The following is a 26,254-nucleotide window of genomic DNA, read 5'->3' as shown; positions in this document are numbered from 1 at the left end:
CTTCCAGGTTAGGCTTCGATCGCCGCGACGATCTTCTTCGCTGCGTCGTCAAGGTCGTCAGCCGCGGTGATCGCGAGACCGGACTCATTCAGGATCTTCTTGCCGAGCTCGACATTGGTGCCTTCGAGGCGCACCACGAGCGGAACCTTCAGTCCGACTTCCTGCACTGCCGCGACAACGCCTTCGGCGATGACGTCGCAGCGCATGATGCCGCCGAAGATGTTGACGAGGATGCCCTCGACCTTCGGGTCCGCGGTGATGATCTTGAAGGCCGCAGCCACCTTCTCCTTGCCGGCACCGCCGCCGACGTCGCAGAAGTTCGCCGGCTCCTTGCCGTAGAGCTTGATGATATCCATCGTCGCCATGGCGAGACCGGCGCCGTTGACCATGCAGCCGATATTGCCGTCGAGGGCAACGTAAGCGAGGTCCCACTTGGAGGCCTCGATTTCCTTGGCGTCTTCCTCGGTCTCGTCGCGCAGCGCCTTGACGTCGTCGTGGCGGAAGAGCGCATTGCCGTCGAACGACATCTTCGCGTCGAGAACGCGCAGGTGGCCGTTCTTCATGACGATCAGCGGGTTGATCTCGAGAAGGGCCATGTCCTTCTCGCTGAAGGCCTTGTAGAGCAGCGGGAAGAGCGACTTGGCGTCTTCGGCGGCAGCGCCATCGAGTTCCAGGGCCTTGGAGATCGCAGCGATGTCCGCAGCCGTCACGCCGGCTTCCGGATCGATGGCGATCGTGTGGATCTTCTCAGGGGTATCGTGGGCAACGGCTTCGATGTCCATGCCGCCTTCGGTAGAAACCACGAATGCGACGCGGCCGACCGAGCGGTCGACCAGCAGCGAGCAGTAAAGTTCGCGGGCGATGTCGGCGCCGTCTTCGATGTAGAGGCGGTTGACCTGCTTGCCGGCTTCGCCGGTCTGCGCGGTCACCAGCGTGTTGCCGAGCATTTCCTTGGCATGCGCCTTGGCTTCCTCGATCGAGAAGGCCAGGCGAACGCCGCCCTTGGCATCGGGGCCGAGTTCCTTGAACTTGCCCTTGCCACGGCCACCCGCATGGATCTGGCTCTTCACGACGTAGAGCGGGCCTGGAAGCGACTTCGCAGCCGCTTCGGCCTCTTCGGCCTTCAGGATCGCGACGCCTTCCGCAACCGGTGCACCATAGCCCTTCAGCAGAGCCTTGGCCTGATATTCATGAATGTTCATGGGTTTATCCCTGTTTCGATGACTTCAGCGCGTCGATTACTTGAGAGCCGGTGCAATGTTGATGCAGGCTTCGCAAAGACCGGCAACGGCGCCGACCGACTTCTGGAAGGCGGCTTCCTCGTCCTTGTTGAACTCGACCTCGATGATGCGCTCGACGCCGCCGGCGCCGATGATCGTCGGAACGCCAACATACATGTCCTTGACGCCGTACTGGCCGGAGAGATAGGCGGCAGCCGGCAGAACGCGCTTCTTGTCCTTGAGGAAGGATTCGGCCATTTCGATCGCCGAGGCGGCCGGAGCGTAATAGGCAGAACCGGTCTTCAGCAGGCCGACGATTTCGGCGCCGCCGTCACGGGTGCGCTGGATGATTTCTTCGAGGCGCTCCTTGGTGACCCAGCCCATCTTGACGAGGTCGGTGAGCGGAACGCCGCCGACGGTCGAGTAACGGGCGAGCGGCACCATCGTGTCGCCATGGCCGCCGAGAACGAAGGCGGTGACGTCCTGGACGGAAACGTTGAATTCTTCGGAGAGGAAGAGACGGAAGCGAGCCGAGTCGAGCACGCCGGCCATGCCGACGACCATGTTCTTCGGCAGGCCCGAGAACTTCTGGAGTGCCCAGACCATCGCGTCGAGCGGGTTGGTGATGCAGATCACGAAGGCGTTCGGTGCATATTTCTTGATGCCGGCACCGACCTGTTCCATGACCTTGAGGTTGATGCCGAGCAGGTCGTCGCGGCTCATGCCCGGCTTGCGGGCGACGCCGGCGGTGACGATGCAGACGTCAGCGCCTTCGATGGCAGCATAATCGCTGGCGCCGGAAAGCTTGGCATTGAAGCCCTCGACCGGGCCGGACTGGGCGATATCGAGGCCCTTGCCCTGCGGAATGCCGTCGGCGATGTCGAAGAGGACGATGTCGCCCAGCTCCTTCAGGCTGGCGAGATGCGCCAGCGTTCCACCGATCATGCCAGAACCAATAAGTGCGATCTTCTTGCGCGCCATCGAAAAGCTTCCTTTCGAGATCCGAATCCATGGCAGACTATGGCTCGCCTACCAACGTGCCAGACCGCATACCGCCATCCGCCCAGAATGGCAATCGATTATTTTCGGCTCAACTTTTTCAATCGGTTAGATATAAAAAATCTTACGTAAACGTAAGATTTTCTGTCACCAAATCGTTAAAGTCGACGGCGTTTTTGCTGGTGCAGTGCAAGATAGTCGGGGCTGCGCATCTCAAAAAGACGCGAGACGGTACGATCGAACTCGAAGCCTTCTGTGCCTTTTCGCTCCAGCAGGATATCTTCCGGCGCCGTCGCCGCGGAAACGTAGAGCCGGACCGTATGGTCGTAGAGCGCATCGACCAGGTTGATCAGCCGCTTCGTTTCGTTGCGCTTCTCCGGCCCGAGCTGCGGAACGTGCTCCACGAAGATGGCGTCGAAGCGAGCGGCGAGCGCCAGATAGTCCGACGCTCCGAGCGGCTTGCCGCAGATGTCCTTGAAATCGAAGCGCGCCGCCCGCCCGGCGGCCGAGGGCACATGGATGCTGCGACCCTTCATCGGCACCTCGACGGGTGCCGCCTTCTTGCCCTCGGTCACCTGGTGCCAGGCAGATTCCATCGCGGCGTCGGCGCGCGCATCGAGCGGCGTCACGTAGACCGGCAGGCTTGCAAGCTTCTGCATGCGGTAATCGTTGGGAGAATCGAGGGTGACGACATCCACGTAGCGGTTGAGCAATGCGATGAACGGCACGAATAGCCCGCGGTTCAATCCATCCTTGTAGAGATCGTCCGGCGCCACGTTCGAGGTCGCGACCAGCACGCAGCCGAGCCCGAACAGCTCCGTGAACAGTCGCGCAAGGATCATTGCATCGGTGATGTCGGTGACCGAAAACTCGTCGAAGCAGAGAAGCTCGGCTTCCGCAAACAGCGCGGCGGCGACCGGCGGCACCGGATCCGCCTGCTTGGTCTCGCCGCGCTTCAGCTTCTGCCGGTGTTCGTGAATGCGGTTATGCACGTCCGCCATGAACTCGTGGAAATGCGCCCGGCGCTTTTTTGTCGTCGGCGCCTTCTTGAAGAACATGTCCATCAGCATGGTCTTGCCGCGCCCGACACTGCCATGCACGTAGAGACCGCGGATTTCGCGCGGCCGGCCCCCGCCCTTGGCAAAGAGCCAGCCGAGCGAACTCTTCTTCTTCGCCGGCTTCGTTTCGCGAAGGCAGGTCAGCAGATGGTCGAGCTTGACGGCAACCGCCAGCTGGGCTGCGTCGGCGGTCAGCACACCCGACACGGTCAAAGCCTTCAGCTCCTCGCCGACGCTCGTCGTGTATTCGGGAATGGGTTCCAAACGGACGCCCTCGAAACTGCGGGGAACCGCTTAGCGGCTGAGGCTGACCGGCTGGCCGGAATTCATCGTACCGTCGAAGCGGTTCTCGGCGCTCTTGTAGACGCGTCCGATCACGTCGCCGGCCCGGTTCTTGAACTGGACCATCTTGCCCGACACGTCCCAGGAGCCCATCGCGGTCAGTTCGCCGGCGCAGCCGCGGGTGCCGCCACGCGAACCACCGCCGAGATTGGTAAGCGTCAGGAACATGTCGCAGGACGAACCGCCGTTGGAAACGCGCCAGTTGCCGACCATCGCTTCCTTCTTGATGTCGAGCGCAGTCGCCGGCGGTGCGGCCGCATTGGCAGACGCCATGGCAGGATTTGCGCCAGGCGCGCTCGGAAACTGGGAGGAACCCGCAGTGCCGGGAGGCGGCGGCAGCTGGCCGCCCTGAACGGACGGCACGGGCTGCGCCTGAAGCGGCGCCGGCTGAGAAGGCTGGGCGGGCAGATCACTATAGGGGCTATAGGAAGTGCGCTGGCAACCGGCCAGTGCCAAAGCAAGAACAAGTCCCGTCGCCACGTATCTGAACTGCATCATCTAACTCCTGCTTTCAGCTTGACCCGCCACCGATGCCACTGAATTAAGACCGAATTATCGTAAACCACCTTGGTTAATCAAGTCGTACTGGAACAATTCGGCAGGCTGATCCAGAAGAATGCTGCGATGCATTCAGTCCCAGCCAGCGCTGGGACCGGGGGAGACACCAATTGTCGAGAACGCCTCAGACGCGGCGCTCGACCATCATCTTCTTGATTTCGGCGATCGCCTTGGCCGGGTTCAGGCCCTTCGGGCAGGCCTGGGCGCAGTTCATGATCGTGTGGCAGCGATAGAGCCGGAAGGGATCCTCGAGATTGTCGAGGCGCTCGCCCTTGGCTTCGTCGCGGCTATCGATCAGCCAGCGATAGGCCTGCAGCAGGGTGGCCGGGCCGAGATAACGGTCGCCGTTCCACCAGTAGCTCGGACAGGAGGTCGAGCAGCAAGCGCAGAGAATGCACTCGTAGAGGCCGTCGAGCTTCTGGCGGTCTTCGTGGCTCTGCTTCCACTCCTTGGCCGGCGGCGGCGACACCGTCTTCAGCCACGGCTCGATCGAGCGGTGCTGGGCGTAGAAATTGGTCAGGTCCGGAACCAGGTCCTTGACGACCGGCATATGCGGCAGCGGATAGACCTTCACGGTGCCCGTCACGTCGTCCATGCCCTTGGTGCAGGCGAGCGTGTTGGTACCGTCGATGTTCATAGCACAGGAGCCGCAAATGCCTTCGCGGCAGGAGCGGCGCAACGTCAGCGTCGGGTCGATATTGTTCTTGATGTAGAGCAGACCGTCGAGAACCATCGGACCGCAATCGTCGACATCGATGTAATAGGTGTCGATGCGCGGGTTCTGCCCGTCATCCGGGCTCCAGCGGTAGATGCGGAATTCCCGGACGTTCTTGGCACCGGCCGGCTTAGGCCAGGTCTTGCCTTCGGTCATCTGAGAGTTCTTGGGGAGAGCGAGTTCAACCATGCGACCTATCCGTTCTTTCCTTGCGCCGATCCTTGCGAATGACCAGCTTCAGCGCCGACCATATGTTGTCGACCGCGGCCACCTTGACATCCACCAGATCGAGATCGAGAGCCGCTTTACGCACGACATCCTCGGTCACGTCCGTCCTAACCTTCGAAGCCTTCTTCGGCCAGGAGACCCAGATCATGCCGTCCGGCCTGATTCGGTCCTGAAGACCGGAAAGCTCGTTTTCAATCTCCGCCCTCATGATCGTGAAGGCGTGGATCGCATCATAAGCCTTGCCTGCCGCACGCATCGCTTCCCAGGAGGAAAACCTGTCGCAGGCGGCGAATTCAACCAAGGCTCCCAGCTCTTCCAGGCTGTCCGGCAGCGCAACGAACGCTGCCGTCATCCCAGGCTTGAAACCCAGCTTCTTAACGAGCGGCGTTCCGGAATATCCCGCACCCGCCGCCGCCATGATCAGTACACGCGTGCCTTCGGCTCGATCTTGTAAGGATCGATGCCCTCGGCGATGAGTTCGGTGTGAACCGGGCGGTAGTCGAGCTTGACCTCACCGCTGTCGTTGACCCAGGCAAGCGTATGCTTGCGCCAGTTCTCGTCGTCGCGGCCGCCGAACGGGCCGGACGTGTAGTCCTCCCGGGCGTGGGAGCCGCGGCTTTCCTTGCGGGCTTCCGCGCCGTAGACCGTGGCGATCGCGTTCGCCATCAGGTTTTCGAGTTCCAGCGTCTCGACCAGGTCCGAGTTCCAGATCATCGAACGGTCGGTGACCTTGATGTCCTTCAGCTCGCTCCAGATCGCCGACATCCGCTTGCAGCCCGATTCCAGCGATTCCTGGGTACGGAACACGGCGGCGTCGTCCTGCATGGTGCGCTGCATCTTGTCGCGCAGAACCGCGGTCGGCGTCGAGCCGCTGGCGTGACGCAGGCGGTCGAAACGGTCCATGATCTTGTCGCAGGCAGCGATGTTGAGCGCGGGGATGGGCTCGGCCTTGTTGATGACTTCGCCGGCCCGGATCGCGGCCGCACGGCCGAACACCACGAGGTCGATCAGCGAGTTGGAGCCGAGGCGGTTGGCGCCATGAACCGAAGCGCAGCCCGCCTCGCCGACGGCCATCAGGCCCGGCAGCAGCCGTTCCGGATTGTTGCTGTCGGCATTGAGCACTTCACCCCAGAAATTGGTCGGGATGCCGCCCATGTTGTAGTGAACGGTCGGCAGGACCGGGATCGGCTCGCGGGTCACATCGACGCCTGCGAAAATCTTGGCGCTCTCGGAAATGCCCGGCAGGCGCTCGTGAAGAACGGCCGGATCGAGATGGTCGAGATGCAGGAAAATGTGGTCCTTGTTCTTGCCGACGCCGCGGCCTTCGCGGATTTCCAGCGTCATGCAGCGGGAAACCACGTCGCGCGAGGCAAGGTCCTTGGCCGAAGGCGCGTAGCGTTCCATGAAGCGTTCGCCCTCGGAATTCACGAGGTAACCGCCTTCGCCGCGCGCGCCTTCGGTGATCAGACAGCCCGAACCGTAGATGCCGGTCGGGTGGAACTGCACGAATTCCATGTCCTGCAGGGGCAGGCCGGCGCGGGCCACCATGCCGCCGCCGTCACCGGTGCAGGTATGGGCGGATGTCGCCGAGAAATAGGCGCGGCCGTAACCGCCGGTCGCCAGCACCACCATCTTGGCGGCGAAGCGATGGATCGTGCCGTCGTCGAGGTTCCAGGCGACGACGCCGGTGCAGCGACCGTCATCCGACATGATCAGGTCAAGCGCGAAATATTCGATGAAGAATTCCGCGTTGTTGCGGAGCGACTGGCCGTAGAGCGTGTGCAGGATGGCGTGGCCGGTACGGTCTGCGGCGGCGCAGGTGCGCTGCACCGGCGGGCCGGCGCCGAAATTCTGCATATGGCCACCGAACGGGCGCTGGTAGATCTTGCCCTCTTCATTACGCGAGAAGGGCACTCCGTAATGCTCGAGTTCGTAGACGGCCTTCGGCGCTTCCATGACCATGTACTGCATGGCATCGACATCGCCGAGCCAGTCGGAACCCTTGACGGTGTCGTAAAGGTGCCACTGCCACGAGTCCGGCGTCATGTTCTGCAGCGACGCGGCAATACCGCCCTGTGCTGCAACGGTGTGCGAGCGGGTCGGGAAGACCTTGGTGATGCAGGCGGTCTTGAAACCCTGTTCGGCCATGCCGAGCGTGGCGCGCAGGCCGGCACCACCGGCGCCGACGACGATCACGTCGTAGGAATGATCGACATATTTGTAGGCCTTGCCGTTCTGGGCAAGAGGAGTGACGGATGCCATGATTTTACCCCACGAACGCAATTTTCAGAACGGCGAAAAGACAGAGCCCGCCGATCAGCATTGCAAAGAATGTATTGAGCATCAGCGAGAGGAACTTCAGGCCCTCGTTGTGAACGTAGTCGGCGATGATTTCCTGCACGCCGATGCGCATGTGGATGAGTCCTGCAATCACCATCAGGCCGAACAGCACGGCGACGATCGGATTGGAAAGCGCGCCGACGACTTCGGCGTAAGGTGCGCCGGCATATCGGATGAGGAAGATGACGAAGAAGACGGCCAGCGGCACCATGGCGACGGCCGACACGCGCTGAACCCAGAAATGCTCGGTGCCATCCTTGGCCGAACCGAGACCGCGAACTTTGCCCAGAGGCGTACGCATATCCATGATGTTATCCCTCAGACGGCCAGGCCAACGATCCAGATCACCACGGTCAGACCGACCGAGGCGACCGGCAGCGCGAGCGCCATCTTGGTGCTGAAATGCTTGTCGAAACCGTGGCCCATGTCCCACATGAAGTGGCGAAGGCCGCCGAGCATGTGGTGAACCAGCGCCCAAGTGTAACCGAACAGCACGAGCAGGCCGATCCAGGTGCCGAACAGCCAGCTGATCCAGTTGAAATAGGCCTCGCCGGACGCGGCGGCGATCAGCCACCAGGCAAGAAGGATGGTCCCGACCGCCAGCGCACCGCCGGTGATGCGGTGAACGATCGACATGACCATGGTGGGGATCAGCTTGTAGATTTGAAGATGCGGCGACAGGGGCCGGTTGTTAGTCACATTCGCCATCAGGAACCTCGCGGCGTCGTATGCGGTATCAAGGGCGGGCGCCCAACAATGCACGGTGCCGAAGAAATGTGCATTGCATCATTGGCGTGGTTTAATCGCACGGATGTCGGACGACAAGAACAATTCAAACCGATTTCCAATTTAATCGATTGTGTCTTTCTCGTGGCTGACGTGGTTCAAACCCGGCGGTCACATTAACTACGATTTGGAAAGATTTCGTTGCCGCCGGGACGGCGGGAGCCGTTTTATGATAACCTTTCGTTAATCATATTCTCCGGAGTTCGCCATGAACGCGAATCGCATCAAGCCTGTCCTGATCGCTGCGGCGCTTTTCGCATCGCTCGCATCCGCCGCCAATGCCCGCGACGGTTGGAGCGATCGCGACAGCAGCGTCTACCGCCTCGGAAGCAATCGCTGGGAACATCGGGACGACCGCACGTCGAACGTGGAGAGCTTTCGCGTCTTCTACACCGGAACGGCATCGTTCGTCCGCCGGCTGGGCATCTTCAGCGGACCGCTGCAGGCCCGCCCGGTCCCCGACTTCGGCATCCATTTTGCGCGCTACTTTTCGCAGGATTACTGGTGGGGCCAGGAAGGCGGGGTGGTGCTCGCACCGAAGGCCAAGATCATCGACGTGGACAGCGGCTTGCGCGGCTACGGGATCGGACACGCCTGCGCCTACGAGGCTGGCGTCTGCGTCATCCGCGGTGGGAACTAGGTCCGGTATGGCACTGGAGAAGCCGATCCCCCTACCAACCCCTCGAAGCTAAACAAACCGCCAGACGGTCGTCTTCTTCACCTCGCTGTCCTCCAGCGCCCTCGTCACCGGCACCTCATAGACGGCAAGCGATTCGAGCCGCTCCTTCGGCAGATAGCTGCGGCCAGGATCGCCGACCAGAACCAGCTTCCCCTCGCCGGCCAGCCGCATGAACCACGGAATTAACGACGCCGCAAAATCCCGGTCGTAAAAAACATCGCCGGCCAGAATGACGTCCGCCTCGACTACCCTGCCGATCTGATCATCGGCCGTAAACTGGATCTCGACCCCATTGGCTGCGGCATTCAGCGCCACCGCGCTCTCCGCCCACGGATCGATATCCGCAGCCAGCACATCGGCAGCCCCCGCAAGCCCAGCCGCGATCGCCACCAACCCGGAGCCGCTGGCAAAATCCAGCACTCGCCTGCCCGCGACCACATCGGGATTGTCGAGGATATAGCGGGCAAGCCCTTGGCCCCCCGCCCAGGCAAACGCCCAGAAGGGCGGCGGCAGGCCGATCTGTTCCAGATCCTCCTCTGTCTTCAGCCAAAGGTCATGCGCCTCGCTCGCCAGATGCAGCCGGATTTCCGGCACATGCGGCGGCGCGGCGATATCCGTGTTCTGGAGGATGAAGGTCCGGGGATCAGTCTTCAATTTTTCCGCTTATTGCCTGTCTATGACGGGCCAACGGGCGACAGAAACGACCCACAAGCCAATGATATTGACCAGCGGAACAAATGCGATGACGGTCCACCAGCCTGAAAAGCCCATTCGCCTCAGAATTTTCGCGATTGGCCAACCAAACACAACCAACCAAATAATGACTATCAACCAGTGCCAAATGCTGAACGACCCCATTGAAGCCCCCTAAAATCGCTTGGCGTGCAGCCAACACTCCGCACAACCCTCACCTTAGGTTAACGCGGCGGATTGTCGAGACCGCCGAGCCGGCAGATCTCGAAATATTCCTCGTCGGTCACCGGCTGCACCGAAAGCCGCATCGAGGTCACCAGCGACATCTTCTCGAACTTCGGATTGGCCTTGATATCCTTCAGCGTTACCGGCGTCGGCACGTCGGTCACGGCACGGATATCGACGCAATCCCACTTGGGATCGCCCTTGGCCGTCGAATCGGGATGCGACAGCGCGCAGACCTCGACGATGCCGACGATCTCCAGCCCGTCATTCGAGTGGTAGAAGAAGCCCTTGTCGCCGATCTTCATGGCCCGCATGTTGTTGCGCGCCAGATAGTTGCGCACGCCCGTCCACTCGGTGCCCTTTTCGCCCGCCGCCTTCTGCTGTTCCCAGGACCAGGAGGACGGTTCGGATTTGTAAAGCCAATACGCCATCTGTCGCCTCACTCCGGCTTGTTGAAAACCCAGTTCCAGGCCTTCACTTCGACCTTCTCGAACAGGCCGGCGTGATAATAGGGATCGGCTTCGGCGATCGTGCGGGCAGCGGCCATGTCGGCGGCTTCGACGACCACGAGGCTGCCGTTCGGCTTGCCATCGTCATCAAGGAACGGGCCGGCGAACTTCAGCACGCCCTCGGCATTGAGCTTGTTCAGATGCTCCAGATGGGCAGGGCGGGTTTCCATCCGGACGTTCAGATGGCCGGGCTTGTCGGTGCACAGAAACGCAAACAGCATCAGTTTCTCCTTGCATGATCCTATTGGGGGAATGATCTTATTCGGTGGTGATCGGCCGGGTCATCAGCTGTTCCATGGCCATCATGATATCGAGCCTGCCGTCGATGATCGCAGCCACCGCATTGGTGACCGGCAGGTCGACGGAGAATTTTTCGCCGAGCTTCGCGGCGACGGAGGCCGCAAAGGCACCCTCGACCAGCGGCCCGCCAACTGTTTCCGAGGGATCGCCCCAACTCCCGCCACTTTGGCCAAGCGCAATGCCGAAACGCAGATTGCGCGATTGATGGCTGGTACCGGTCAGCACCAGGTCGCCGAGGCCTGACAAGCCCCGCACCGTATCCGCCTTGCCGCCCATCGCTTCGATCAGCCGCGACATCTCCGCAAGACCGCGTGAGATCAATGCGGCCCGCGCCGACTCCCCAAGCCCTGCGCCTTCGATGATGCCGCAGGCGATGGCGAGCACGTTTTTGAGCGCCCCGCCGAGTTGCACGCCGATCCGGTCGTTCGAGGCGTAAAGCCGGAACGTTCGGCTGGAGAGCGCATTGGCGAGCCGTTCCGCCAGTGCCTGATCGTCCGCCGCAATCGCCATCGCCGTCGGCAGGCCGCGTGCGATATCGGCCGCAAAACCCGGACCTGAGAGAACGGCGACCGCATGATGCGGCAATTCCGCCTCCAGCACCTCGGTCAGCAGCCGGCCGGACGATTTGTCGATGCCCTTGGCGCAGGTGACGACGACGGCGCCTTCGCCAAGATAAGGCCCGTAGTGCCGCGCCGCATCCGCCTGTGCCTGCGAAGGCATGGCGAAAAGCACTAGGCTAGCCTCGCCGATCGCGTCCGGCTCGGCGGAAAACTCCAGCGCATCCGGCAAGGGCACACCGGGAAGTGCCGCGTCATGCACCCGGTCATCGCGCAAATCGCTCATCAGCGAAGGGTCGCGGCCGATCAGGGTCACCGGATGACGGCCCTCCAGTGCGATCACCGTGGCAAGTGCGGTGCCGAAAGCGCCGGCTCCGATGACGACGATCCGTTCCCGCGCACTCATGCCTTGGCCCCTCGTTTGCCGGAGCCGAGCAGGGTCTTGGCATCCTTGTCAAGCGGCCAGCGCGAACGCGGCGCCACGTCGAGCCCATCGGCCGGCAGATCTTCCGCCATCCGCTCCAGCCCCGCCCAGGCGATCATCGCCGCATTGTCGGTGCAGAGCCGCAGCGGCGGCGCGATGAAACGAAAGCCGTTCTCGATGCACAGCGCCTGCAGCGTGCGGCGGATCTCCTGGTTGGCGGCGACCCCGCCGGCCACTACCAGCGCCCGGTCGACATCGAGATGTGAGAATTCCTGTTTGAAGCGCGCCAGCCCGCGGCCGATGCGGTCGCGCAGCGTCCGGGAAATCGCCTTCTGGAATGAGGCGCAGATATCGGCGACATCCTGGTCGCTCAAGGGCGCGATCTCGGTTGCTGCCTGCCGCACCGCCGTCTTGAGGCCGGAGAAGGAGAAATCAAGCCGCGCCTCGCCGACCAGCGGCCGCGGCAGCGAGAACCGATCCGGATTGCCCTTCAGCGCCGCCTTTTCGACAGCCGGCCCGCCGGGATAGGGAAGCCCCAGCAGTTTTGCCGTCTTGTCGAAAGCTTCGCCCAGCGCATCGTCGATCGTCGTGCCCCAGCGCTCGTATTCACCGACGCCGCGCACCAGCACCAGTTGGGTGTGACCGCCGGAGACGAGCAGCATAAGGTAGGGAAAGGCAAGCCCGTCGGTCAGCCGCGCCGTCAGCGCGTGGCCTTCGAGGTGGTTGATCGCCAGCAAGGGCTTACCGGCGGCCCGGGCGATCGCCTTCGCCGTCATCAGCCCGACGATCAGGCCGCCGATCAGGCCAGGCCCGGACGTCGCAGCCACCGCATCGATATCGTCGAGCGAGACGTTGGCGCGGGAGAGCGCCTCCTCGATCAGCCCGTCCAGTGCTTCCACATGCGCACGCGCGGCAATCTCCGGCACGACGCCGCCATAGGCGCTGTGTTCGTCGAGCTGGGAGAGCACGATGTCCGAGAGTATTTCGCCGCGGCCGTCCTCATGGCGCGCGACCACGGAAGCCGCCGTCTCGTCGCAGCTAGTTTCGATGCCAAGGATGCGAAGAAAGGTCGCCATACGCCTATCGATAATTGCGATGCCGGTTAAACCGGTCTACGAAAGCCTCCGGTAACAATGGAATGACGCGGATGCAAACAAAACCTTTCCGGATCGGTACGCGCGGCAGCCCGCTGGCGCTCGCCCAGGCTTCCGAAACCCGCGCGCGGCTGATGGCAGCGCATGGCCTGCCGGAGGATATGTTCGAGATCGTCGTGCTATCGACCACCGGCGACCGGATCACCGACCGGGCGCTGACCGAGCTCGGCGGCAAGGGCCTGTTCACCCAGGAACTGGAGGAAGGCCTGATCTCCGGCGACCTCGATTTCGCCGTCCATTCCTCGAAAGACATGCCGACCAAGCTGCCCGACGGCCTGCGCCTCGCCGCCTACCTGCCGCGTGAGGATTTTCGCGACGCCTTCATCGGCCGCACGGCCCATACACTCGCCGCGCTTCCCGATCACGCCACCGTCGGTTCCTCGTCGCTGCGCCGCCAGGCGCTGATCCGTCGCATCCGGCCGGATATCAACGTCATCACCTTCCGCGGCCTCGTAGAAACCCGGCTGCGCAAGCTGGACGAAGGCCAGGTGGATGCTACCCTGCTCGCCTATGCCGGCCTGAAGCGCCTCGGCAAGCAAGACGTCGTCACCGAACTGCTCGACCCGGAGGATTTTCCTCCGGCCCCGGCACAGGGCGCGATCTGCGTCGAAAGCCGGATCGGGGATGCGCGCATCGACGCGCTGCTCGACCCGATCAACGACCGGCCGACCTACGACGCCGTCTCCTGCGAACGCGCCTTCCTGGCCGCGCTCGACGGTTCCTGCCGCACCCCGATCGGCGGTTATGCCATCTGCGAGGGCGACCATCTGAAATTCTCGGGGCTCATCCTGACGCCGGATGGCCGCAAGGAACATTCGATCGAGACCGAAGGCAAACGGGCCAACGCGGAAAAGCTCGGGCGGCAGGCGGGCGAAACGGTCCGCGCGGCGGCCGGCACCGACTTCTTCGAAGGCTGGTCGTAACGCCATGCGGGTCGTCGTCACCCGCCCCGAAAACTCGGCCCGTCGCACCGCCGAACGGCTGCAAAACCTCGGCCATCAGCCGGTCCTGCTGCCGCTGACCAAGGCGATCCATCATCCGGACGTTGCCACAGCAGCGCTCGCCGGCCCGCATGCCGCGCTCGCCGTCACCAGCGCCGAAGCCGTCCGGGTGCTGTCCTTGCTGGGCGAAAACCTGCCCCCCTACCTCGACCAAACCCTCTACGCCGTCGGGGAAACGACGGCGAAGGCGGCTAAAGATGCCGGCTTCCGGAATATTCGCCCTGGCTCCGGAACGGGGGCCGAACTCGCCCAACTCATTGCCGGCTATGCATCGGATCTCGATACGCCCCTGCTCTATCTCGCGGGCAAGCCTCGCTCGCCGAAGTTCGAGGACGGCCTGCAGGCGAAGGGTGTGCCGTTCGTTGCTGCCGAAGTCTATGAAATGACACCCATAGCCTACGATGAAGTTTTCATCCGTAACGCCCTGCTCGGTCCGTCGGCGGATGCCGTGCTTCTTTATTCGCGCGAAAACGCCCGGCTTTTCTGCAATCTTGCTGCGCCGCACCTGAAGGAACTTGCATCCGTCCAGTTCGTTTGCCTCAGCGACAATGTGGCCGAAATCATTCCCCGGGAATTTCATAGAAATATCAAGATCGCCAGCCACCCTGACGAAGACGGGATTTTCGCACTCCTTTAGTCGAGGTGTGTCGCCAAAATCCCGCCCGCCCCTTTCTTTCAGATGATCCACCCACTAGTTTCCTGTGAGCGCATGCAAAAAGAGGTCGAGATGGTACCGGAACAACCACCCCGCCGATCCAAGACAGATAAGGAACCGGTCACGATCGACCTGACCGCCGAGCAATCGGATGTGGTCGCCGAACCTGTCCGCAGCAATGACACCGATGATGTGGTGAGCGCGACCGAACCCACCGAGGACGTTTCCGCAAGCGCCGAAGAACCGGCCAAGCCCGAGCCCGCGGAAGAGCCTACATCCAGCGCTTCGGCCGCAGGCGAGCCGCGTTATGACGACCCTTGGTCCGCCGCCGCCCAGAGCGACCCGCAGCCCGCGACCGTGGCGCCCGAACCGGAGCCGACGCCTGCCGCACCCCTGCGCCCAAGCCCTGCCACCTCGACGCTGATCGCCGCCGGTATTTTCGGCGGCCTGGTCGCGCTGCTGCTGGCCGGCAGCATGCAATATGCCGGTTACCTCCCGGCCGCCCGACCCGCGCCGGCGGCCCCGAACACCGCCGGTATCTCCTCCGAGATCGCCGAACTGCGCCAGGAAATTGCTGCCCTGAGAAACCGGCCTGCAACCGCGGCCGCCCCGGATGCCGCACTCGCCAGCCGCGTCGCCGCCCTTGAGGCAGCCCCCCGGACATCGAATGGCGCAAGCGAGCAGGCGCTTGCCGCGCTGAAGGCCGAGATCGACCGGCTTCGAGCCACCGTCCAGTCGGCCGCAGGCGCCGATTCCAGCCTGGCCCAGCGCCTCGACCAGGCCGAAGCCAAGCTGAACGATCGCGGCCCGGAACAGCAGGTCGCCCGTGCGGTGGCAGCCGCAGCCCTCAAGGCCGGCATCGATCGCGGCGGCCCGTTCGAGACCGAACTGCAGACCTTCAAGACTGTCGCCGGCGATGATCCGGCGGTCGCCGACCTGCAGAAATTTGCCTCCGCAGGTGTGCCCGCCCGTGCTGAACTGCAGCGCGACTTCCCCCGCATCGCCGATGCGATGTTGGAGGCAACCGCCCAGCGGGACCCGAACGAAGGCATTGCCGGCCGGCTGCTTTCTTCCGCACTGTCGGTCGTCAAGGTCCGGCGCGTCGGCGATGTCCAGGGCGAAACGCCGGATGCGATCGTCGCCCGCATGGAGAATGCGCTGCGCAACGGCAATCTCCAGGCCTCCGCCCGCGAATGGGACGCGCTGCCGGAACCGGCAAAGGCCGTCTCGCGCGATTTCAAGCAGAAGCTCGATGCCCGCATTCAGGTGGAAAATCTCGTGGGCGGAACGCTGTCGCGCGCCGTCGCCGGCACCCAAGGCTGAGGACGGAAGAACCGGATGGTCAGACTTTTCATTTTTCTCGTTGTGGTGCTGGCTCTCGGCTGGGGTTTCTCCTGGCTTGCGGATCGCCCCGGCCTGATTTCCATCACCTGGCAGGACCACCTGATCGAAACCAGCCTGATGGTGGCCGCCACCGCCATGGTCGCGCTGATCGGCGCCGCGATGCTCCTCTGGTGGATCGTCGGCGTAATCTGGACCTCTCCCTATTCCGTCCGCCGCTATTTTCGCGCCCGCAAGCGGGACCGCGGGTACCAGGCGCTGTCGACCGGCCTGATCGCCGCCGGCGCCGGCAATGCGCTGCTTGCCCGCAAGATGAGTCTGCGCACCCGCGGACTGATCAGCGCAGACCAGGAACCGCTGATCCATCTCCTCGAAGCCCAGGCGGCGCTCATCGAAGGCAAGCACGACGAAGCGCGCAAGAAATTCGAGCAGATGGCCGAGGATCCGGAAACCCGCGAACTCGGCTTGCGCGGCCTCTACATGGAGGCCCGCCGGCTCGGCGCCAACGAGGCCGCCCGCCAATATGCCGAAAAGGCCGTCGAACACGCGCCCTACCTGCCCTGGGCCGCCCAGGCGACGCTCGAATCCCGCAGCCAGTCCGGCCGCTGGGACGATGCGATCCGCCTGCTCGACCAGCAGCGCATGGCCAATATTCTTGAAAAGCCGCAGGCCGAACGCTGGAAGGCAGTGCTCCTGACCGCCAAGGCAAACGACCGGCTGGAAGGCGATCCCAAGGGCGCCCGCGATGATGCCATGGCAGCGCTGAAGCTCGCCAAGGATCTCGTGCCCGCCGCCGTCATTGCCGCCAAGGCCTGGCTGCGCGAGGATAATGTCCGCAAGGCAGCCTCCACCCTCGAAGGTGTCTGGAAGCTCGGCCCGCACCCGGAAATCGCCGGCGCCTATATCCGCGCCCGCAGTGGCGACAGCACCGTCGATCGGCTGAAACGCGCCGAAAAGCTCGAGGCGATACGGCCCAACAATATCGAATCGCTGTTGGCCGTCGCCCAGGCGGCGCTCGACGCCCAGCAGTTCAAGAAGGCACGGGCCAAGGCGGAAGCCGCCGCCCGCATGCAGCCTCGCGAGGCCGTCTACCTGCTCCTCGCCGACATCGAGGAAGCCGAAACCGGCGACCAGGGCCGCGTTCGCCACTGGATGGCGCAGGCGCTGCGCGCCCCGCGTGATCCGGCCTGGGTGGCCGACGGTTTCGTTTCGGAAAAATGGCTGCCGCTGTCGCCGGTCACCGGCCGGCTGGACGCCTTCGAGTGGAAGGCGCCGTTCGACCAGCTCGAAGGCCCGGTGGAAGAAGGTTCGCTCGCAGCCGATACTGCAATCGCCAGCCTGCCGCCCGTCAGCGTTGCGCCGCCTGCAAATCAGGTGCCTCCGGCAACTAACGTGGCGGCTGAGCCGCGTGCCGAGGAGGCACCGAGGCCGATCCTCGTCAAGCCTGCTGCGCAGGAGGCAAAGCCGCCCCGGAAGGAGTTAGCTGTTGCAGCAAAAACACCAGCGACCGCGAATGTGACGCCGAGGGACGGAAAACCCCCTGAAAATGGGGAGGAGCCCGTTCCCTTTTTCGGGCGTCCGCCCGATGATCCGGGTGTGAAAGATCCCGACGCCGGGCAGCCCTCAACGAGGCTCCGGCTCTTTTAAGAATGGCGAGGGCCTGGAGATAGATGTTAGATCGCATTCAGGCTTTCCTCCACACGCTGACCGGATCCCACCATACGCAAGAATTCGCACCCGATGATCCGCGGGTGGCTTTCGTCGCGCTCTGTTTCCAGGTCATGGAGGCGGACGGCAACATTTCCGATCAGGAACAGCAGAAGTTTCGCGACCTGCTGCGCGAGCGCTACGACCTCAGCGAGGACCGCCTGAAGGCGCTGATCGAAATCGGCCACCAGGCCGGCAGCGAGGCGGTTGATTATTACCGCTTCACGTCCGATCTCAGAAAGCATCTCGTCAACGGAGAAGACCGTGTCGAGCTTCTCGGCATCCTCTGGGATATCGTCTATGCCGATGGCCAGCGCAGCGAGATCGAAGACCACGTGATCTGGAGGATCGCCGATCTTCTGGGCGTATCGGCGCGCGACAGGGTTCTGGAGCGCCAGCAGGCCGCCGCCCGCGCAACCGCAGGAGACGATCAGGTAGGAGACTGAGGCGTTGTTGAAACGCTGGTACTTGCCAGCGGGCGCTTCAGGCCGGCTGAGGCGATCTCTCTTCCCGATCCGGCGCTTCGAGGCTGTCGATCCGGCGCAGCTTCGGGAAGCTCATCGACCAGATGATCGCAACCCCGAGCGTGCCGATACCGCCGATCACCACGGCCGGCACGGCGCCGAAGATCGAGGCCATCGTACCCGCCCGGAACTCCCCGAGCTCGTTGGACGCGCCGATGAACACCATGTTGACGGCGTTGACCCGGCCGCGCACTTCGTCCGGCGTCCAGAGCGCGATCAGCGTCTCGCGCACATAGACCGAGATCATGTCCGACGCACCCATCAGCATCAGTGCCGAGATCGACAGCCAGGGCGTCACTGAGAGACCGAAGATCAGCGTGCCGACCCCGAACAGCCCGACGCCGACGAACATCGCAATGCCGGCATGGTGGCGGATCGGATAGAAGGCGAGGTAGATCGCGACGATGATCGCCCCGACGCCCGGTGCTGCCCGCAGCATGCCGAGGCCCCAGGGGCCGAGTTCGAGAATGTCACGCGCAAAGATCGGCATCAGCGCCACGGCGCCACCGAGAAGAACGGCGAAGAGATCGAGCGAGATTGCTCCGAGCACGATCTTCTCCTGCGAAATGAAGTGGAAACCGGCGAGAATCTGGCCCCAGCTCACTTTTTCCGCAGCATTGCGCTGCGGAGGCTTCGGGATCATGAAGACCAGGGCGCCGGCGAGCATGAGGAAGGCCAGTGCGACCGAATAGGCGGCAACCGCGCTGACGCCGTAAAGCAGGCCGCCTGCCACCGGGCCGAGGATCGCCGCCGTCTGCCAGGACGAGGAGTTCCAGGCGACCGCATTCGGCAGATCCCGTTCCGGCACCAGGTTCGGCCCGAGCGACTGGACTGCCGGCCCCATGAAGGCGCGTTCGATCCCGAACACGATCAGGATGCCGAACACCGGCCAGGGCGCAAAGGAATGCGTGGCGGTAAGCGCCAGAAGCGCACCGGCGCAAAGCGCCCCGACCACCATGCAGGCTGCCACGATCACACGGCGGTTATAGCGGTCGGCGACCGAGCCCGTGACGAGGATCAGGAGCAGCGACGGCAGGAACTGGAAAAGCCCGATCAGGCCGAGATAGAGCGGATTGCCGGTTTCGTCATACATCTGCCAGCCGACCGCGACGCTGATGATCTGGATCGCGAAAGCCGAGAAAAGCCGGGAAAAGAAGAAGCGAGTATAGGATGAGTGCCGGAAGGCGGCGAAACGATCGCCCGTGGCAGAAATGGACATGAGGCAGCACTTTCAGCGGAGCCGGACGCCGGCATTATGCCCGGCACCCGTTAAACATGAATCGGGAGAGCCCCGGACACGGCACTTGCTCGTTAGTTCGTCAATGTCTACATGTCTGTCAACAAAGAAATGGAGACGTTAATGCTCGCCCTGTTTCAGACCATCGATTTGGCCTTGAACCTCTATACCTGGGTGCTGATTGCCAGCGCCATCTTCTCGTGGCTCTATGCCTTCAACGTCATCAATTCGAGAAACCAGTTCGTCGATGCGATCGGCCGTTTCCTGTTCAACGTCACCGACCCGGTGCTGCGGCCGATCCGTCGCATCATGCCGGATCTCGGCGGCATCGACATCTCGCCGGTCATCCTGCTCCTGATCATCTTCTTCATCCGCTCGCTGATGTGGACGTCGATCTATCCGCTGTTTGCGTGAGCGGTCCCTATAGCAGGCATTCCGATCATCTGCGGCTCGCAATCCGGCTCACGCCGAATTCGGGCCGCAATGCCGTCGACGGCGTGGAGACTGGCGCCGATGGCGAGGTCTTCCTGAAGGCTCGCGTCACCGCCGTGCCGGAGGACGGCAAGGCCAACAAGGCGCTGATCCTGCTGCTGGCCGATACGTTCCGTCTCCCCAAATCCTCCATTTCGATCCTGTCGGGCGAAACCGCGCGCAAAAAAATCCTCCGGGTCGATGGCAACCCGGAGGATTTGGCTGAAAAACTTGAAAAGCTTCTGAAAGCCTGACGGCTTACTTCTGGGCCTTGTAGCGCTCGATGGCTTCGACGATCAGCGTCTTCGCCACATCGACATTCTGCCAGCCGCCGATCTTCACCCACTTGCCGGGCTCCAGATCCTTGTAGTGCTCGAAGAAATGCTCGATCTGCTTCAGCGTGATCTCGGGCATGTCGGTGTAGTTCTTGATCTTGTCGTAGCGCTGGGTGAGCTTCGGAACCGGCACGGCGATGATCTTTTCGTCCTTGCCGCCGTCGTCTTCCATGATCATCACGCCGATCGGCCGCACGTTGATGACGCAGCCCGGAACCAGCGGACGGGTGTTGCAGATGAGGACGTCGATCGGGTCGCCGTCTTCCGAGAGCGTGTGCGGTACGAAGCCGTAATTGCCCGGATAGGTCATCGGCGTGTAGAGGAACCGGTCGACGACGAGGGCGCCGGCTTCCTTGTCCATTTCGTACTTGATCGGCTGGCCGCCGACCGGCACTTCAACGATGACGTTGACGTCTTCAGGCGGATTCTTGCCAACGGAAATTGCATCGATACGCATTCTAGTCCCCGATGAGGTTCGACAAAGTTATGCGTCGATAGCGGGAATCATGCTGCAAGGCAACAAGGCTTTGCGTCATTGTTAAACTGCCGCACGCGCTGCAACATTAGAAAACGTTCAAATTCCAGGATAATTCCCGTCCGGCAGTTCAGGACCAGACGAAACCGATCTTGCGAAGCTGCGTGCCGCCGAAATCTTCCATGCCTTCGGCAAGATCCACGCCGCCATGCCGACGGAAGAAACGCGCCGCATGCTCGCTGTCCTCCAGGCACCAGACGACCAGGCCTTCGCAGCCGAGCGACTTCAGGAGCCGGCGGCTTTCGCCGAAAAGGCGGCGACCAAGGCCGATGCCCTGAAATTCGGGGCGCAGATAGATCTCGTAGATCTCGCCGTCATAAGGCAGTGCGCGAGCCCGGCTCAGCCCGATCGTGGCGTAACCGGCGACCTGGTCGGCGACATCGAGGACCAGCAGCGTGGCCGGACCGCGCGTCGCCTTGCGCCACCAGGCCTCGCCCCGGCGCTCCAGCATCTGGGTCAGCGGCTTGTGGGGAATGAGCCCCGCATAGGCCTGAGTCCACGCCTGGCGATGCGCCTCGGATATGGCGCGGGCGTCTTGCGGTTCGGCCCGCCGGACATCGATCGACAACGTTTTCATAACGCTTACTCTAGGCCCTGAAGCAGGCGATCCGCCATTCCGCCAATATGCGTAGAACGGATTGCCCACAGACTTCTCATGTGGACGACGAGGCAACGTTAACGTGTTTTTAACCTTTGCGACAAGGGCGGACGGGTCTCAGGCACAGAAAAAACCCGGCATTTCTGCCGGGTTTTTGAAAGGCTCAGAGCATGCTGTCGAAATCAGGCGATCTTCGCCTTGCCGAAGCGCTTGCGGTCGTTGGCGTCGAGATAGGTCTTGCGCAGCCGGATGTTCTTCGGCGTCACTTCCATCAGCTCGTCGTCCTGAATCCAGGAGAGAGCGCGGTCGAGCGTCATGCGGATCGGCGGGGTCAGACGAACGGCTTCGTCCTTGCCGGCAGAGCGGATGTTGGTCAGCTGCTTGCCCTTGAGGACATTGACCTCGAGGTCGTTGTCTCTGCTGTGAATGCCGATGATCATGCCCATATAGACCTTTTCGCCCGGCTCGATGATCATCGGGCCGCGGTCTTCCAGGTTGAACATCGCATAGGCAACGGCTTCGCCGGCCTGGTTGGACAGAAGCACGCCGTTGGTGCGGCCGCCGATTTCACCCTTGTAGGGCTGATAGTCGTGGAACAGGCGGTTCATGATCGCCGTGCCGCGGGTATCGGTCAGAAGTTCCGACTGGTAGCCGATCAGGCCGCGGGTCGGCGCGAAGAATACCAGGCGGACGCGGCTGCCGCCCGACGGGCGAAGCTCGGAGAGTTCGGCCTTGCGCTCGGACATCTTCTGCACGACGACGCCGGAATGTTCTTCATCGACGTCGATGACGACTTCTTCGATCGGCTCCATCAGCGTGCCGTCCTCGGACTTGTGCATGACGACGCGCGGACGCGACACGGCAAGCTCGAAGCCTTCGCGACGCATGGTTTCGATCAGCACGGCGAGCTGCAATTCGCCACGGCCGGAAACGTAGAACGAATCCTTGCCCTCGGCTTCCTCGATCTTCAGCGCGACATTGCCTTCGGCTTCCTTGAACAGGCGGTCGCGGATGACGCGGCTCGTCACCTTGTCGCCTTCGGTGCCGGCAAGCGGGCTGTCGTTGACGAGGAAGGACATGGTGACGGTCGGCGGGTCGATAGGCTGTGCATGCAGCGCCTCGGTGACCGAAGGATCGCAGAACGTGTCGGCGACAGTGCCCTTTGAGAGGCCGGCGATGGCGACGATATCGCCCGCATGCGCTTCGTCGATCGGCGTACGCTCGATGCCGCGGAAGGCGAGGATCTTGGAGATACGGCCGGTTTCGACCGTCTTGCCATCCTGGGAGAGCACCTTGACGGGCTGGTTCGGCTTGATCGAGCCGGAATGGATACGGCCGGTGATGATGCGGCCGAGGAAGGGGTTGGCTTCCAGCAGCGTGCCGATCATGCGGAACGCGCCGTCTTCTTCACCGACGCTCGGCTCGGGAACGTGCTTCAGGACGAGATCGAGAAGCGGGGCAAGACCCTGATCCTTCGGACCTTCCGGATTGACGTTCATCCAGCCATCGCGACCGGAACCGTAGAGGATCGGGAAATCGAGCTGTTCGTCGGTAGCGTCGAGATTGGCGAACAGGTCGAAGACTTCGTTGATGACTTCCTCGTGGCGGCCGTCCGGACGGTCGATCTTGTTGATCGCGACGATCGGGCGAAGGCCGACCTTCAGCGCCTTGCCGACCACGAACTTGGTCTGCGGCATCGGGCCTTCGGACGAGTCGACCAGAACGATCGCGCCGTCCACCATCGACAGGATGCGCTCGACTTCACCGCCGAAGTCGGCGTGGCCGGGGGTATCGACGATGTTGACGCGAACGCCCTTCCACTCGATCGAGGTCGCCTTGGCAAGAATGGTGATGCCGCGCTCTTTTTCGAGATCGTTGCTGTCCATCATGCGCTCGGTGGTGCGCTGATTTTCACGGAACGAGCCGGACTGCTTCAGGAGTTCGTCGACAAGAGTGGTCTTCCCATGGTCGACGTGTGCGATGATCGCGATATTTCGCATTTTCATGTTTTGAATCTCTGAGCTCTTGGCGCGGCAACGGGAGGCGGCACCCAATTCGTTTTGCGGCCTCATACCCTGTTTTTCGCATTTGCGAAAGGGGTGAGCGCGATGATGGTTGATGGCTGTTTCGCCACCAGCCCGCGGCGCCTCACGAGGGTGGCAAGAGGAGAGCAGGAAGGCGGTAGCCACGATTGCAATGAAAGCCATGGCCACGCCGAGCCAGATCGACCCCTGCGTGGCTGCCGCCAGATCGATGTTGCGATCCGGCGCTACGGTTTTACGACCGCCATATGACAGGCCGATGATTGGCAAATCTTCGGCCCTGTCTCATCCCGCAAGACCTGGATCGCAACCGCTCAGGCGTCGCTGCCGGAAAGTTCCTCGACCATCGCGAGGCCCTTTTTCTTCAGCATCGCCTTCGGGTCCGGCAACTTTCCGCGGAAGGCCTTGTAGGTCTCCTCCGGATCGATCGAGCCCCCGACGGAATAGATGTTGTTCTTGAGCTTGCGGGCCATGACCGGATCGAAGGCGTTGCCGGTTTCCTCGAAGGCGGAGAAGGCGTCCGCATCGAGCACTTCCGACCACATGTAGGAATAGTAGCCCGCCGAATAGCCGTCGCCCGAGAACACGTGCTGGAAATGCGGCGTCGCGTGGCGCATGACGATCGAGGCCGGCATGCCGATCTCGTCGAGCACTTCCTTCTGCACCGCCATCGGATCTTCGACCGCTCCGCGGGTATGAAACGCCATGTCCACCAGCGCCGAGGAGGTGAATTCCACCGTCGCGAAGCCGGCGTTGAAGGTGCGGGCCGCCAGCACCTTGTCGAGCAGCGCCTTCGGCATCGGCTTGCCGGTTTCGTAATGCACGGCATATTTCTCGAGGATTTCCGGCACCGTCAGCCAGTGCTCGTAAAGCTGCGACGGCAGCTCGACGAAATCGCGCGACACGCCGGTGCCGGAGACCGACGGATAGGTGACATCCGACAGCATGCCGTGCAGTGCGTGGCCGAATTCGTGGAACAGGGTGCGGGCATCGTCGAGCGACAACAAGGCCGGCTTGCCTTCGGCGGGCTTGGCGAAATTGCAGACGTTGTAGATGATCGGCAGCTCGCCTGTCGCGCCGTTCTTCAGCGGCAACTTATGCTGCGACTGGAGAGAATTCATCCAGGCGCCGGAGCGCTTCGAGGACCGGGCGAAATAGTCGCCGAGGAACAGCGCTTTTAGAGAACCGTCCCGGTCGCGGACCTCGAACACCCGCACGTCGGGATGGTAGGCCGAAACACCCTTCACCTCGACGGCCTTGATGCCGAACAGGCGCTCGGCGACATCGAAGCAAGCTTCGATGATCTTTTCGAGCTGCAGATAGGGCTTCAGCTCGGTTTCGGAGAAATCGAAAGTCCGCTGGCGCAGCTTCTCGGCATAATAACGCCAGTCCCACGGCATGACCTCGTGGTTCTTGCCCTCCTCGGCGATCAGCCCGCCAAGGCTTGCCTCTTCCTCCAGCGCCTTGGTGCGCGCCTTGTCCCACACCTGACGGAGCAGCGTATTCACCGCATCCGATGTCTTTGCCATCGTGTTGTCGAGTTTGTAGGCGGCGAAGTTTTCGTATCCGAGCAGTTTTGCCTTTTCCGCCCGCAGCGCCAGCGTTTCGCGCACGATCCCGAGATTGTCGGTGTCGCCGCCGTTTTGTCCGCGCGCCGCCCATGCCTTGAAAGCCTGTTCGCGCAGATCCCGGCGGGTTGAGAAGGTCAGGAACGGCTCTATGATCGAGCGCGACAGCGTCACCATGTAACCGTCCGTCTCGCCGCGTTCACGGGCCGCGGATGCCATGGCATCCCGCAGGAACGCCGGAAGACCCTCAAGCTCGGCCTCGTCGGACAATTTCAGCGACCAGCTCTTCTCGTCGCCCAGCACGTTCTGGCCGAACTTGGCGCCAAGCCCGGCGAGCTTCTCGTTGATATCGGCAAGCCGTTCCTGCTCGGCCTTGGCGAGCTTTGCACCGGCCTTGACAAAGCCCTTCCAGTGACGTTCCAGCACGCGCTCTTCCTCGAGCGTCAGGCCCAGTTCCTTGCGATTGTCCCAGAGGGTGTCGATGCGGGCAAACAGGGCCGCATTCATGCCGATCTTCGAATAATGGCGGGACATTTTTGGCGCGATCTCGCGCTCAAGTGCCTGAATATTCTCGTTGGTGTGGGCGCCGGCCTTGCCCCAGAACAGCGACGAAACACGCGACAGCTCGTCGCCCGCAGTCTCCAGAGCCACGATGGTATTGGTAAAGGTCGGCTCTTCCGGATTGTCGGCGATCGCATCGATCTCCGCTTCGTGGGCGGCAAGCGCTGCGTCGAAGCCGGGAGCAAAATCCTCGTCCTTCACCTGATCGAAACGCGGCAGGCCATGATGGCCGTTCCAGTCCACCAGAGCGGGATTCACCAGAAGATTAGAAGACATGAATATATATCCTTCATAACGATGCGTCGCCATTCATATAGGAGAAGGCGGCGCCAATGGGTATGCGCCCGCCAATTTTCGTCTTTCAGCAAGAAATCATACACAATAATTAACGGTTATTAACCATTTGACGCAGTGCAGTAATCAAAGGTAGTTTTGGCGCAGTATCCGATGAAACAGGATATAGCCATGGAAATCAGTTCCTTGCGCTGGTCTACCAACTTACTGCAAAGAGACCACTCTCGAAACAACAAGGTCGAGAAATCCTCCGAGCATGGAAGTCGGCAGAGCCAGATCACCTTTCAGGTGCCCGACACGGATGAATCGCCGATTGATTTTTCGGCGATCACCCCGCGCGATCTGCGCGCGCTCGCGCTTGAAAACTATCAGGCCGGCAAGATCGACCAGGACACATACATAACGCTGTCCGAAGAACTTCCAACACACGCCGTCGATGCTCAGGGACAGCTAATGGACCTGTCGCAGGTCACCGACGAAACCGGCTTCAACTTCCACGACTATTACCGCAACCAGCTTGAAATCGCCATGTCGCTCGGCGATACGCCCCGCGCCAACGTGCTTCGCGCGGTCATGGCTTTCATCGAAGTCTGATCGG

28 protein-coding genes are annotated in these 26,254 nt (G+C 62.4%); 9 read left to right on the top strand and 19 right to left on the bottom strand.

Features of this window, described 5'->3' with window-relative positions; genetic code table 11:
* Positions 1-8: 8 nt before the first annotated feature.
* The 9 genes from sucC to sdhC all read right to left on the bottom strand — a co-directional run bounded on the left by sucC (position 9) and on the right by sdhC (position 8,168).
* Complete coding sequence (sucC, locus tag J2857_RS27560; RefSeq protein WP_210013259.1) at positions 9-1,202, bottom strand: ADP-forming succinate--CoA ligase subunit beta; 1,194 nt, start codon at positions 1,200-1,202, stop codon at positions 9-11.
* A 36-nt stretch (positions 1,203-1,238) separates the two neighbouring features.
* Positions 1,239-2,201, bottom strand: coding sequence for a malate dehydrogenase (gene mdh / locus J2857_RS27555; protein ID WP_007757753.1), 963 nt, complete (start codon positions 2,199-2,201; stop codon positions 1,239-1,241).
* A 176-nt stretch (positions 2,202-2,377) separates the two neighbouring features.
* A complete protein-coding gene (zapE, locus tag J2857_RS27550; RefSeq protein WP_210013258.1) occupies positions 2,378-3,541 on the bottom strand; it encodes a cell division protein ZapE in 1,164 nt (387 codons plus the stop codon).
* Between the two features lie 30 nt (positions 3,542-3,571).
* Positions 3,572-4,114 carry a protease inhibitor Inh/omp19 family protein gene (locus J2857_RS27545; RefSeq protein WP_037081597.1) on the bottom strand — a complete coding sequence of 181 codons (543 nt, stop codon included), beginning with the start codon at positions 4,112-4,114 and terminating at the stop codon, positions 3,572-3,574.
* Positions 4,115-4,301: 187 nt separating this feature from the next.
* Complete coding sequence (locus J2857_RS27540) at positions 4,302-5,081, bottom strand: succinate dehydrogenase iron-sulfur subunit (RefSeq protein ID WP_210013257.1); 780 nt, start codon at positions 5,079-5,081, stop codon at positions 4,302-4,304.
* Complete coding sequence (locus tag J2857_RS27535; RefSeq protein WP_210013256.1) at positions 5,074-5,538, bottom strand: DUF3052 domain-containing protein; 465 nt, start codon at positions 5,536-5,538, stop codon at positions 5,074-5,076. Before J2857_RS27535 ends, J2857_RS27540 begins: the two co-directional genes overlap by 8 nt.
* Positions 5,539-5,540: 2 nt before the next feature.
* On the bottom strand, positions 5,541-7,382 hold the full coding sequence (sdhA, locus tag J2857_RS27530; RefSeq protein WP_210013255.1) for a succinate dehydrogenase flavoprotein subunit: 1,842 nt from the start codon (positions 7,380-7,382) through the stop codon (positions 5,541-5,543).
* Positions 7,383-7,386: 4 nt separating this feature from the next.
* Positions 7,387-7,767 (bottom strand): succinate dehydrogenase, hydrophobic membrane anchor protein, encoded by a 381-nt coding sequence (gene sdhD, locus J2857_RS27525; RefSeq protein WP_210013254.1) that lies wholly within the window; start codon positions 7,765-7,767, stop codon positions 7,387-7,389.
* 11 nt (positions 7,768-7,778) lie between these two features.
* On the bottom strand, positions 7,779-8,168 hold the full coding sequence (sdhC, locus tag J2857_RS27520; RefSeq protein ID WP_210013253.1) for a succinate dehydrogenase, cytochrome b556 subunit: 390 nt from the start codon (positions 8,166-8,168) through the stop codon (positions 7,779-7,781).
* Positions 8,169-8,454: 286 nt separating this feature from the next.
* On the opposite strand from sdhC, the gene J2857_RS27515 reads away from it, so the two are divergent.
* Positions 8,455-8,886 (top strand): hypothetical protein, encoded by a 432-nt coding sequence (locus J2857_RS27515; RefSeq protein WP_210013252.1) that lies wholly within the window; start codon positions 8,455-8,457, stop codon positions 8,884-8,886.
* A 48-nt stretch (positions 8,887-8,934) separates the two neighbouring features.
* On the opposite strand, the gene J2857_RS27510 is transcribed toward J2857_RS27515, so the two are convergent.
* The 5 genes from J2857_RS27510 to tsaD form a co-directional block, all read right to left on the bottom strand.
* A complete protein-coding gene (locus tag J2857_RS27510; RefSeq protein ID WP_210013251.1) occupies positions 8,935-9,579 on the bottom strand; it encodes a class I SAM-dependent methyltransferase in 645 nt (214 codons plus the stop codon).
* A gap of 263 nt (positions 9,580-9,842) precedes the next feature.
* Positions 9,843-10,274, bottom strand: a complete 432-nt coding sequence (locus J2857_RS27505) for an EVE domain-containing protein (protein WP_210013250.1) — start codon at positions 10,272-10,274, stop codon at positions 9,843-9,845.
* Between the two features lie 8 nt (positions 10,275-10,282).
* The gene (locus tag J2857_RS27500) at positions 10,283-10,573 is read right to left on the bottom strand and encodes a YciI-like protein (protein WP_210013249.1); all 291 of its coding nucleotides are present in this window, start codon (positions 10,571-10,573) and stop codon (positions 10,283-10,285) included.
* A gap of 37 nt (positions 10,574-10,610) precedes the next feature.
* On the bottom strand, positions 10,611-11,615 hold the full coding sequence (locus J2857_RS27495) for an NAD(P)H-dependent glycerol-3-phosphate dehydrogenase (RefSeq protein ID WP_210013248.1): 1,005 nt from the start codon (positions 11,613-11,615) through the stop codon (positions 10,611-10,613).
* Entirely contained in the window at positions 11,612-12,709 is a 1,098-nt protein-coding gene (gene tsaD, locus J2857_RS27490) for a tRNA (adenosine(37)-N6)-threonylcarbamoyltransferase complex transferase subunit TsaD (RefSeq protein ID WP_210013247.1), read from the bottom strand. The genes J2857_RS27495 and tsaD overlap by 4 nt, the downstream gene beginning before the upstream one ends.
* 71 nt (positions 12,710-12,780) lie before the next feature.
* On the opposite strand from tsaD, the gene hemC reads away from it, so the two are divergent.
* The 5 genes from hemC to J2857_RS27465 all read left to right on the top strand — a co-directional run bounded on the left by hemC (position 12,781) and on the right by J2857_RS27465 (position 17,937).
* Entirely contained in the window at positions 12,781-13,710 is a 930-nt protein-coding gene (hemC, locus tag J2857_RS27485; protein WP_210013246.1) for a hydroxymethylbilane synthase, read from the top strand.
* A gap of 4 nt (positions 13,711-13,714) precedes the next feature.
* Positions 13,715-14,425 (top strand): uroporphyrinogen-III synthase, encoded by a 711-nt coding sequence (locus J2857_RS27480; protein WP_210013245.1) that lies wholly within the window; start codon positions 13,715-13,717, stop codon positions 14,423-14,425.
* Positions 14,426-14,515: 90 nt separating this feature from the next.
* Positions 14,516-15,766 (top strand): COG4223 family protein, encoded by a 1,251-nt coding sequence (locus tag J2857_RS27475; protein ID WP_210013244.1) that lies wholly within the window; start codon positions 14,516-14,518, stop codon positions 15,764-15,766.
* 15 nt (positions 15,767-15,781) lie between these two features.
* Positions 15,782-17,431, top strand: coding sequence for a heme biosynthesis protein HemY (locus J2857_RS27470; RefSeq protein WP_210013243.1), 1,650 nt, complete (start codon positions 15,782-15,784; stop codon positions 17,429-17,431).
* A gap of 23 nt (positions 17,432-17,454) precedes the next feature.
* The gene (locus J2857_RS27465) at positions 17,455-17,937 is read left to right on the top strand and encodes a TerB family tellurite resistance protein (protein ID WP_210013242.1); all 483 of its coding nucleotides are present in this window, start codon (positions 17,455-17,457) and stop codon (positions 17,935-17,937) included.
* Between the two features lie 37 nt (positions 17,938-17,974).
* Here the strand turns inward: J2857_RS27465 and J2857_RS27460 are convergent, their stop codons facing one another.
* Complete coding sequence (locus J2857_RS27460; protein ID WP_210013241.1) at positions 17,975-19,234, bottom strand: MFS transporter; 1,260 nt, start codon at positions 19,232-19,234, stop codon at positions 17,975-17,977.
* Between the two features lie 141 nt (positions 19,235-19,375).
* Here J2857_RS27460 and J2857_RS27455 point away from each other — a divergent pair, with 141 nt between their 5' ends.
* Both J2857_RS27455 and J2857_RS27450 read left to right on the top strand, forming a co-directional pair.
* A complete protein-coding gene (locus J2857_RS27455) occupies positions 19,376-19,666 on the top strand; it encodes a YggT family protein (protein WP_245363925.1) in 291 nt (96 codons plus the stop codon).
* The gene (locus tag J2857_RS27450; RefSeq protein ID WP_210013239.1) at positions 19,663-19,977 is read left to right on the top strand and encodes a DUF167 domain-containing protein; all 315 of its coding nucleotides are present in this window, start codon (positions 19,663-19,665) and stop codon (positions 19,975-19,977) included. The genes J2857_RS27455 and J2857_RS27450 overlap by 4 nt, the downstream gene beginning before the upstream one ends.
* 4 nt (positions 19,978-19,981) lie before the next feature.
* Here J2857_RS27450 and ppa read toward each other — a convergent pair whose 3' ends face one another.
* The 4 genes from ppa to J2857_RS27430 form a co-directional block, all read right to left on the bottom strand.
* Positions 19,982-20,515: an inorganic diphosphatase gene (ppa, locus tag J2857_RS27445; RefSeq protein ID WP_007769804.1), complete on the bottom strand. Its 534-nt coding sequence runs from the start codon at positions 20,513-20,515 to the stop codon at positions 19,982-19,984.
* Positions 20,516-20,663: 148 nt separating this feature from the next.
* The gene (locus J2857_RS27440; protein ID WP_210013238.1) at positions 20,664-21,170 is read right to left on the bottom strand and encodes a GNAT family N-acetyltransferase; all 507 of its coding nucleotides are present in this window, start codon (positions 21,168-21,170) and stop codon (positions 20,664-20,666) included.
* 203 nt (positions 21,171-21,373) lie between these two features.
* Positions 21,374-23,197: a translational GTPase TypA gene (typA, locus tag J2857_RS27435; protein ID WP_210013237.1), complete on the bottom strand. Its 1,824-nt coding sequence runs from the start codon at positions 23,195-23,197 to the stop codon at positions 21,374-21,376.
* 350 nt (positions 23,198-23,547) lie between these two features.
* On the bottom strand, positions 23,548-25,638 hold the full coding sequence (locus J2857_RS27430) for a M3 family metallopeptidase (protein ID WP_210013236.1): 2,091 nt from the start codon (positions 25,636-25,638) through the stop codon (positions 23,548-23,550).
* Between the two features lie 189 nt (positions 25,639-25,827).
* Between J2857_RS27430 and J2857_RS27425 the strand changes: the two genes are divergently transcribed.
* Positions 25,828-26,250 carry a hypothetical protein gene (locus J2857_RS27425; protein ID WP_210013235.1) on the top strand — a complete coding sequence of 141 codons (423 nt, stop codon included), beginning with the start codon at positions 25,828-25,830 and terminating at the stop codon, positions 26,248-26,250.
* Positions 26,251-26,254: the final 4 nt, after the last annotated feature.

Origin of the sequence: Neorhizobium galegae (assembly GCF_017877055.1) — a bacterium.
GTDB lineage: Bacteria > Pseudomonadota > Alphaproteobacteria > Rhizobiales > Rhizobiaceae > Neorhizobium > Neorhizobium galegae_D.
This window is presented reverse-complemented; position numbering and strand designations above follow the sequence as displayed.

Bases quoted from the DNA above. Each gene is read 5' to 3' on its own strand.
- hemC (WP_210013246.1), top strand. From the start codon at position 12,781: ATGCAAACAAAACCTTTCCGGATCGGTACGCGCGGCAGCCCGCTGGCG.
- tsaD (WP_210013247.1), bottom strand. From the start codon at position 12,709: ATGGCGACCTTTCTTCGCATCCTTGGCATCGAAACTAGCTGCGACGAG.
- J2857_RS27470 (WP_210013243.1), top strand. From the start codon at position 15,782: ATGGTCAGACTTTTCATTTTTCTCGTTGTGGTGCTGGCTCTCGGCTGG.
- J2857_RS27430 (WP_210013236.1), bottom strand. From the start codon at position 25,638: ATGTCTTCTAATCTTCTGGTGAATCCCGCTCTGGTGGACTGGAACGGC.
- sdhC (WP_210013253.1), bottom strand. From the start codon at position 8,168: ATGGCGAATGTGACTAACAACCGGCCCCTGTCGCCGCATCTTCAAATC.
- J2857_RS27505 (WP_210013250.1), bottom strand. From the start codon at position 10,274: ATGGCGTATTGGCTTTACAAATCCGAACCGTCCTCCTGGTCCTGGGAA.
- J2857_RS27480 (WP_210013245.1), top strand. From the start codon at position 13,715: ATGCGGGTCGTCGTCACCCGCCCCGAAAACTCGGCCCGTCGCACCGCC.
- J2857_RS27440 (WP_210013238.1), bottom strand. From the start codon at position 21,170: ATGAAAACGTTGTCGATCGATGTCCGGCGGGCCGAACCGCAAGACGCC.
- sucC (WP_210013259.1), bottom strand. From the start codon at position 1,202: ATGAACATTCATGAATATCAGGCCAAGGCTCTGCTGAAGGGCTATGGT.
- J2857_RS27500 (WP_210013249.1), bottom strand. From the start codon at position 10,573: ATGCTGTTTGCGTTTCTGTGCACCGACAAGCCCGGCCATCTGAACGTC.
- J2857_RS27465 (WP_210013242.1), top strand. From the start codon at position 17,455: ATGTTAGATCGCATTCAGGCTTTCCTCCACACGCTGACCGGATCCCAC.
- J2857_RS27425 (WP_210013235.1), top strand. From the start codon at position 25,828: ATGGAAATCAGTTCCTTGCGCTGGTCTACCAACTTACTGCAAAGAGAC.
- J2857_RS27535 (WP_210013256.1), bottom strand. From the start codon at position 5,538: ATGGCGGCGGCGGGTGCGGGATATTCCGGAACGCCGCTCGTTAAGAAG.
- mdh (WP_007757753.1), bottom strand. From the start codon at position 2,201: ATGGCGCGCAAGAAGATCGCACTTATTGGTTCTGGCATGATCGGTGGA.
- sdhA (WP_210013255.1), bottom strand. From the start codon at position 7,382: ATGGCATCCGTCACTCCTCTTGCCCAGAACGGCAAGGCCTACAAATAT.
- J2857_RS27540 (WP_210013257.1), bottom strand. From the start codon at position 5,081: ATGGTTGAACTCGCTCTCCCCAAGAACTCTCAGATGACCGAAGGCAAG.
- J2857_RS27460 (WP_210013241.1), bottom strand. From the start codon at position 19,234: ATGTCCATTTCTGCCACGGGCGATCGTTTCGCCGCCTTCCGGCACTCA.
- J2857_RS27475 (WP_210013244.1), top strand. From the start codon at position 14,516: ATGGTACCGGAACAACCACCCCGCCGATCCAAGACAGATAAGGAACCG.
- typA (WP_210013237.1), bottom strand. From the start codon at position 23,197: ATGAAAATGCGAAATATCGCGATCATCGCACACGTCGACCATGGGAAG.
- ppa (WP_007769804.1), bottom strand. From the start codon at position 20,515: ATGCGTATCGATGCAATTTCCGTTGGCAAGAATCCGCCTGAAGACGTC.
- J2857_RS27545 (WP_037081597.1), bottom strand. From the start codon at position 4,114: ATGCAGTTCAGATACGTGGCGACGGGACTTGTTCTTGCTTTGGCACTG.
- J2857_RS27495 (WP_210013248.1), bottom strand. From the start codon at position 11,615: ATGAGTGCGCGGGAACGGATCGTCGTCATCGGAGCCGGCGCTTTCGGC.
- sdhD (WP_210013254.1), bottom strand. From the start codon at position 7,767: ATGGATATGCGTACGCCTCTGGGCAAAGTTCGCGGTCTCGGTTCGGCC.
- J2857_RS27455 (WP_245363925.1), top strand. From the start codon at position 19,376: ATGCTCGCCCTGTTTCAGACCATCGATTTGGCCTTGAACCTCTATACC.
- J2857_RS27515 (WP_210013252.1), top strand. From the start codon at position 8,455: ATGAACGCGAATCGCATCAAGCCTGTCCTGATCGCTGCGGCGCTTTTC.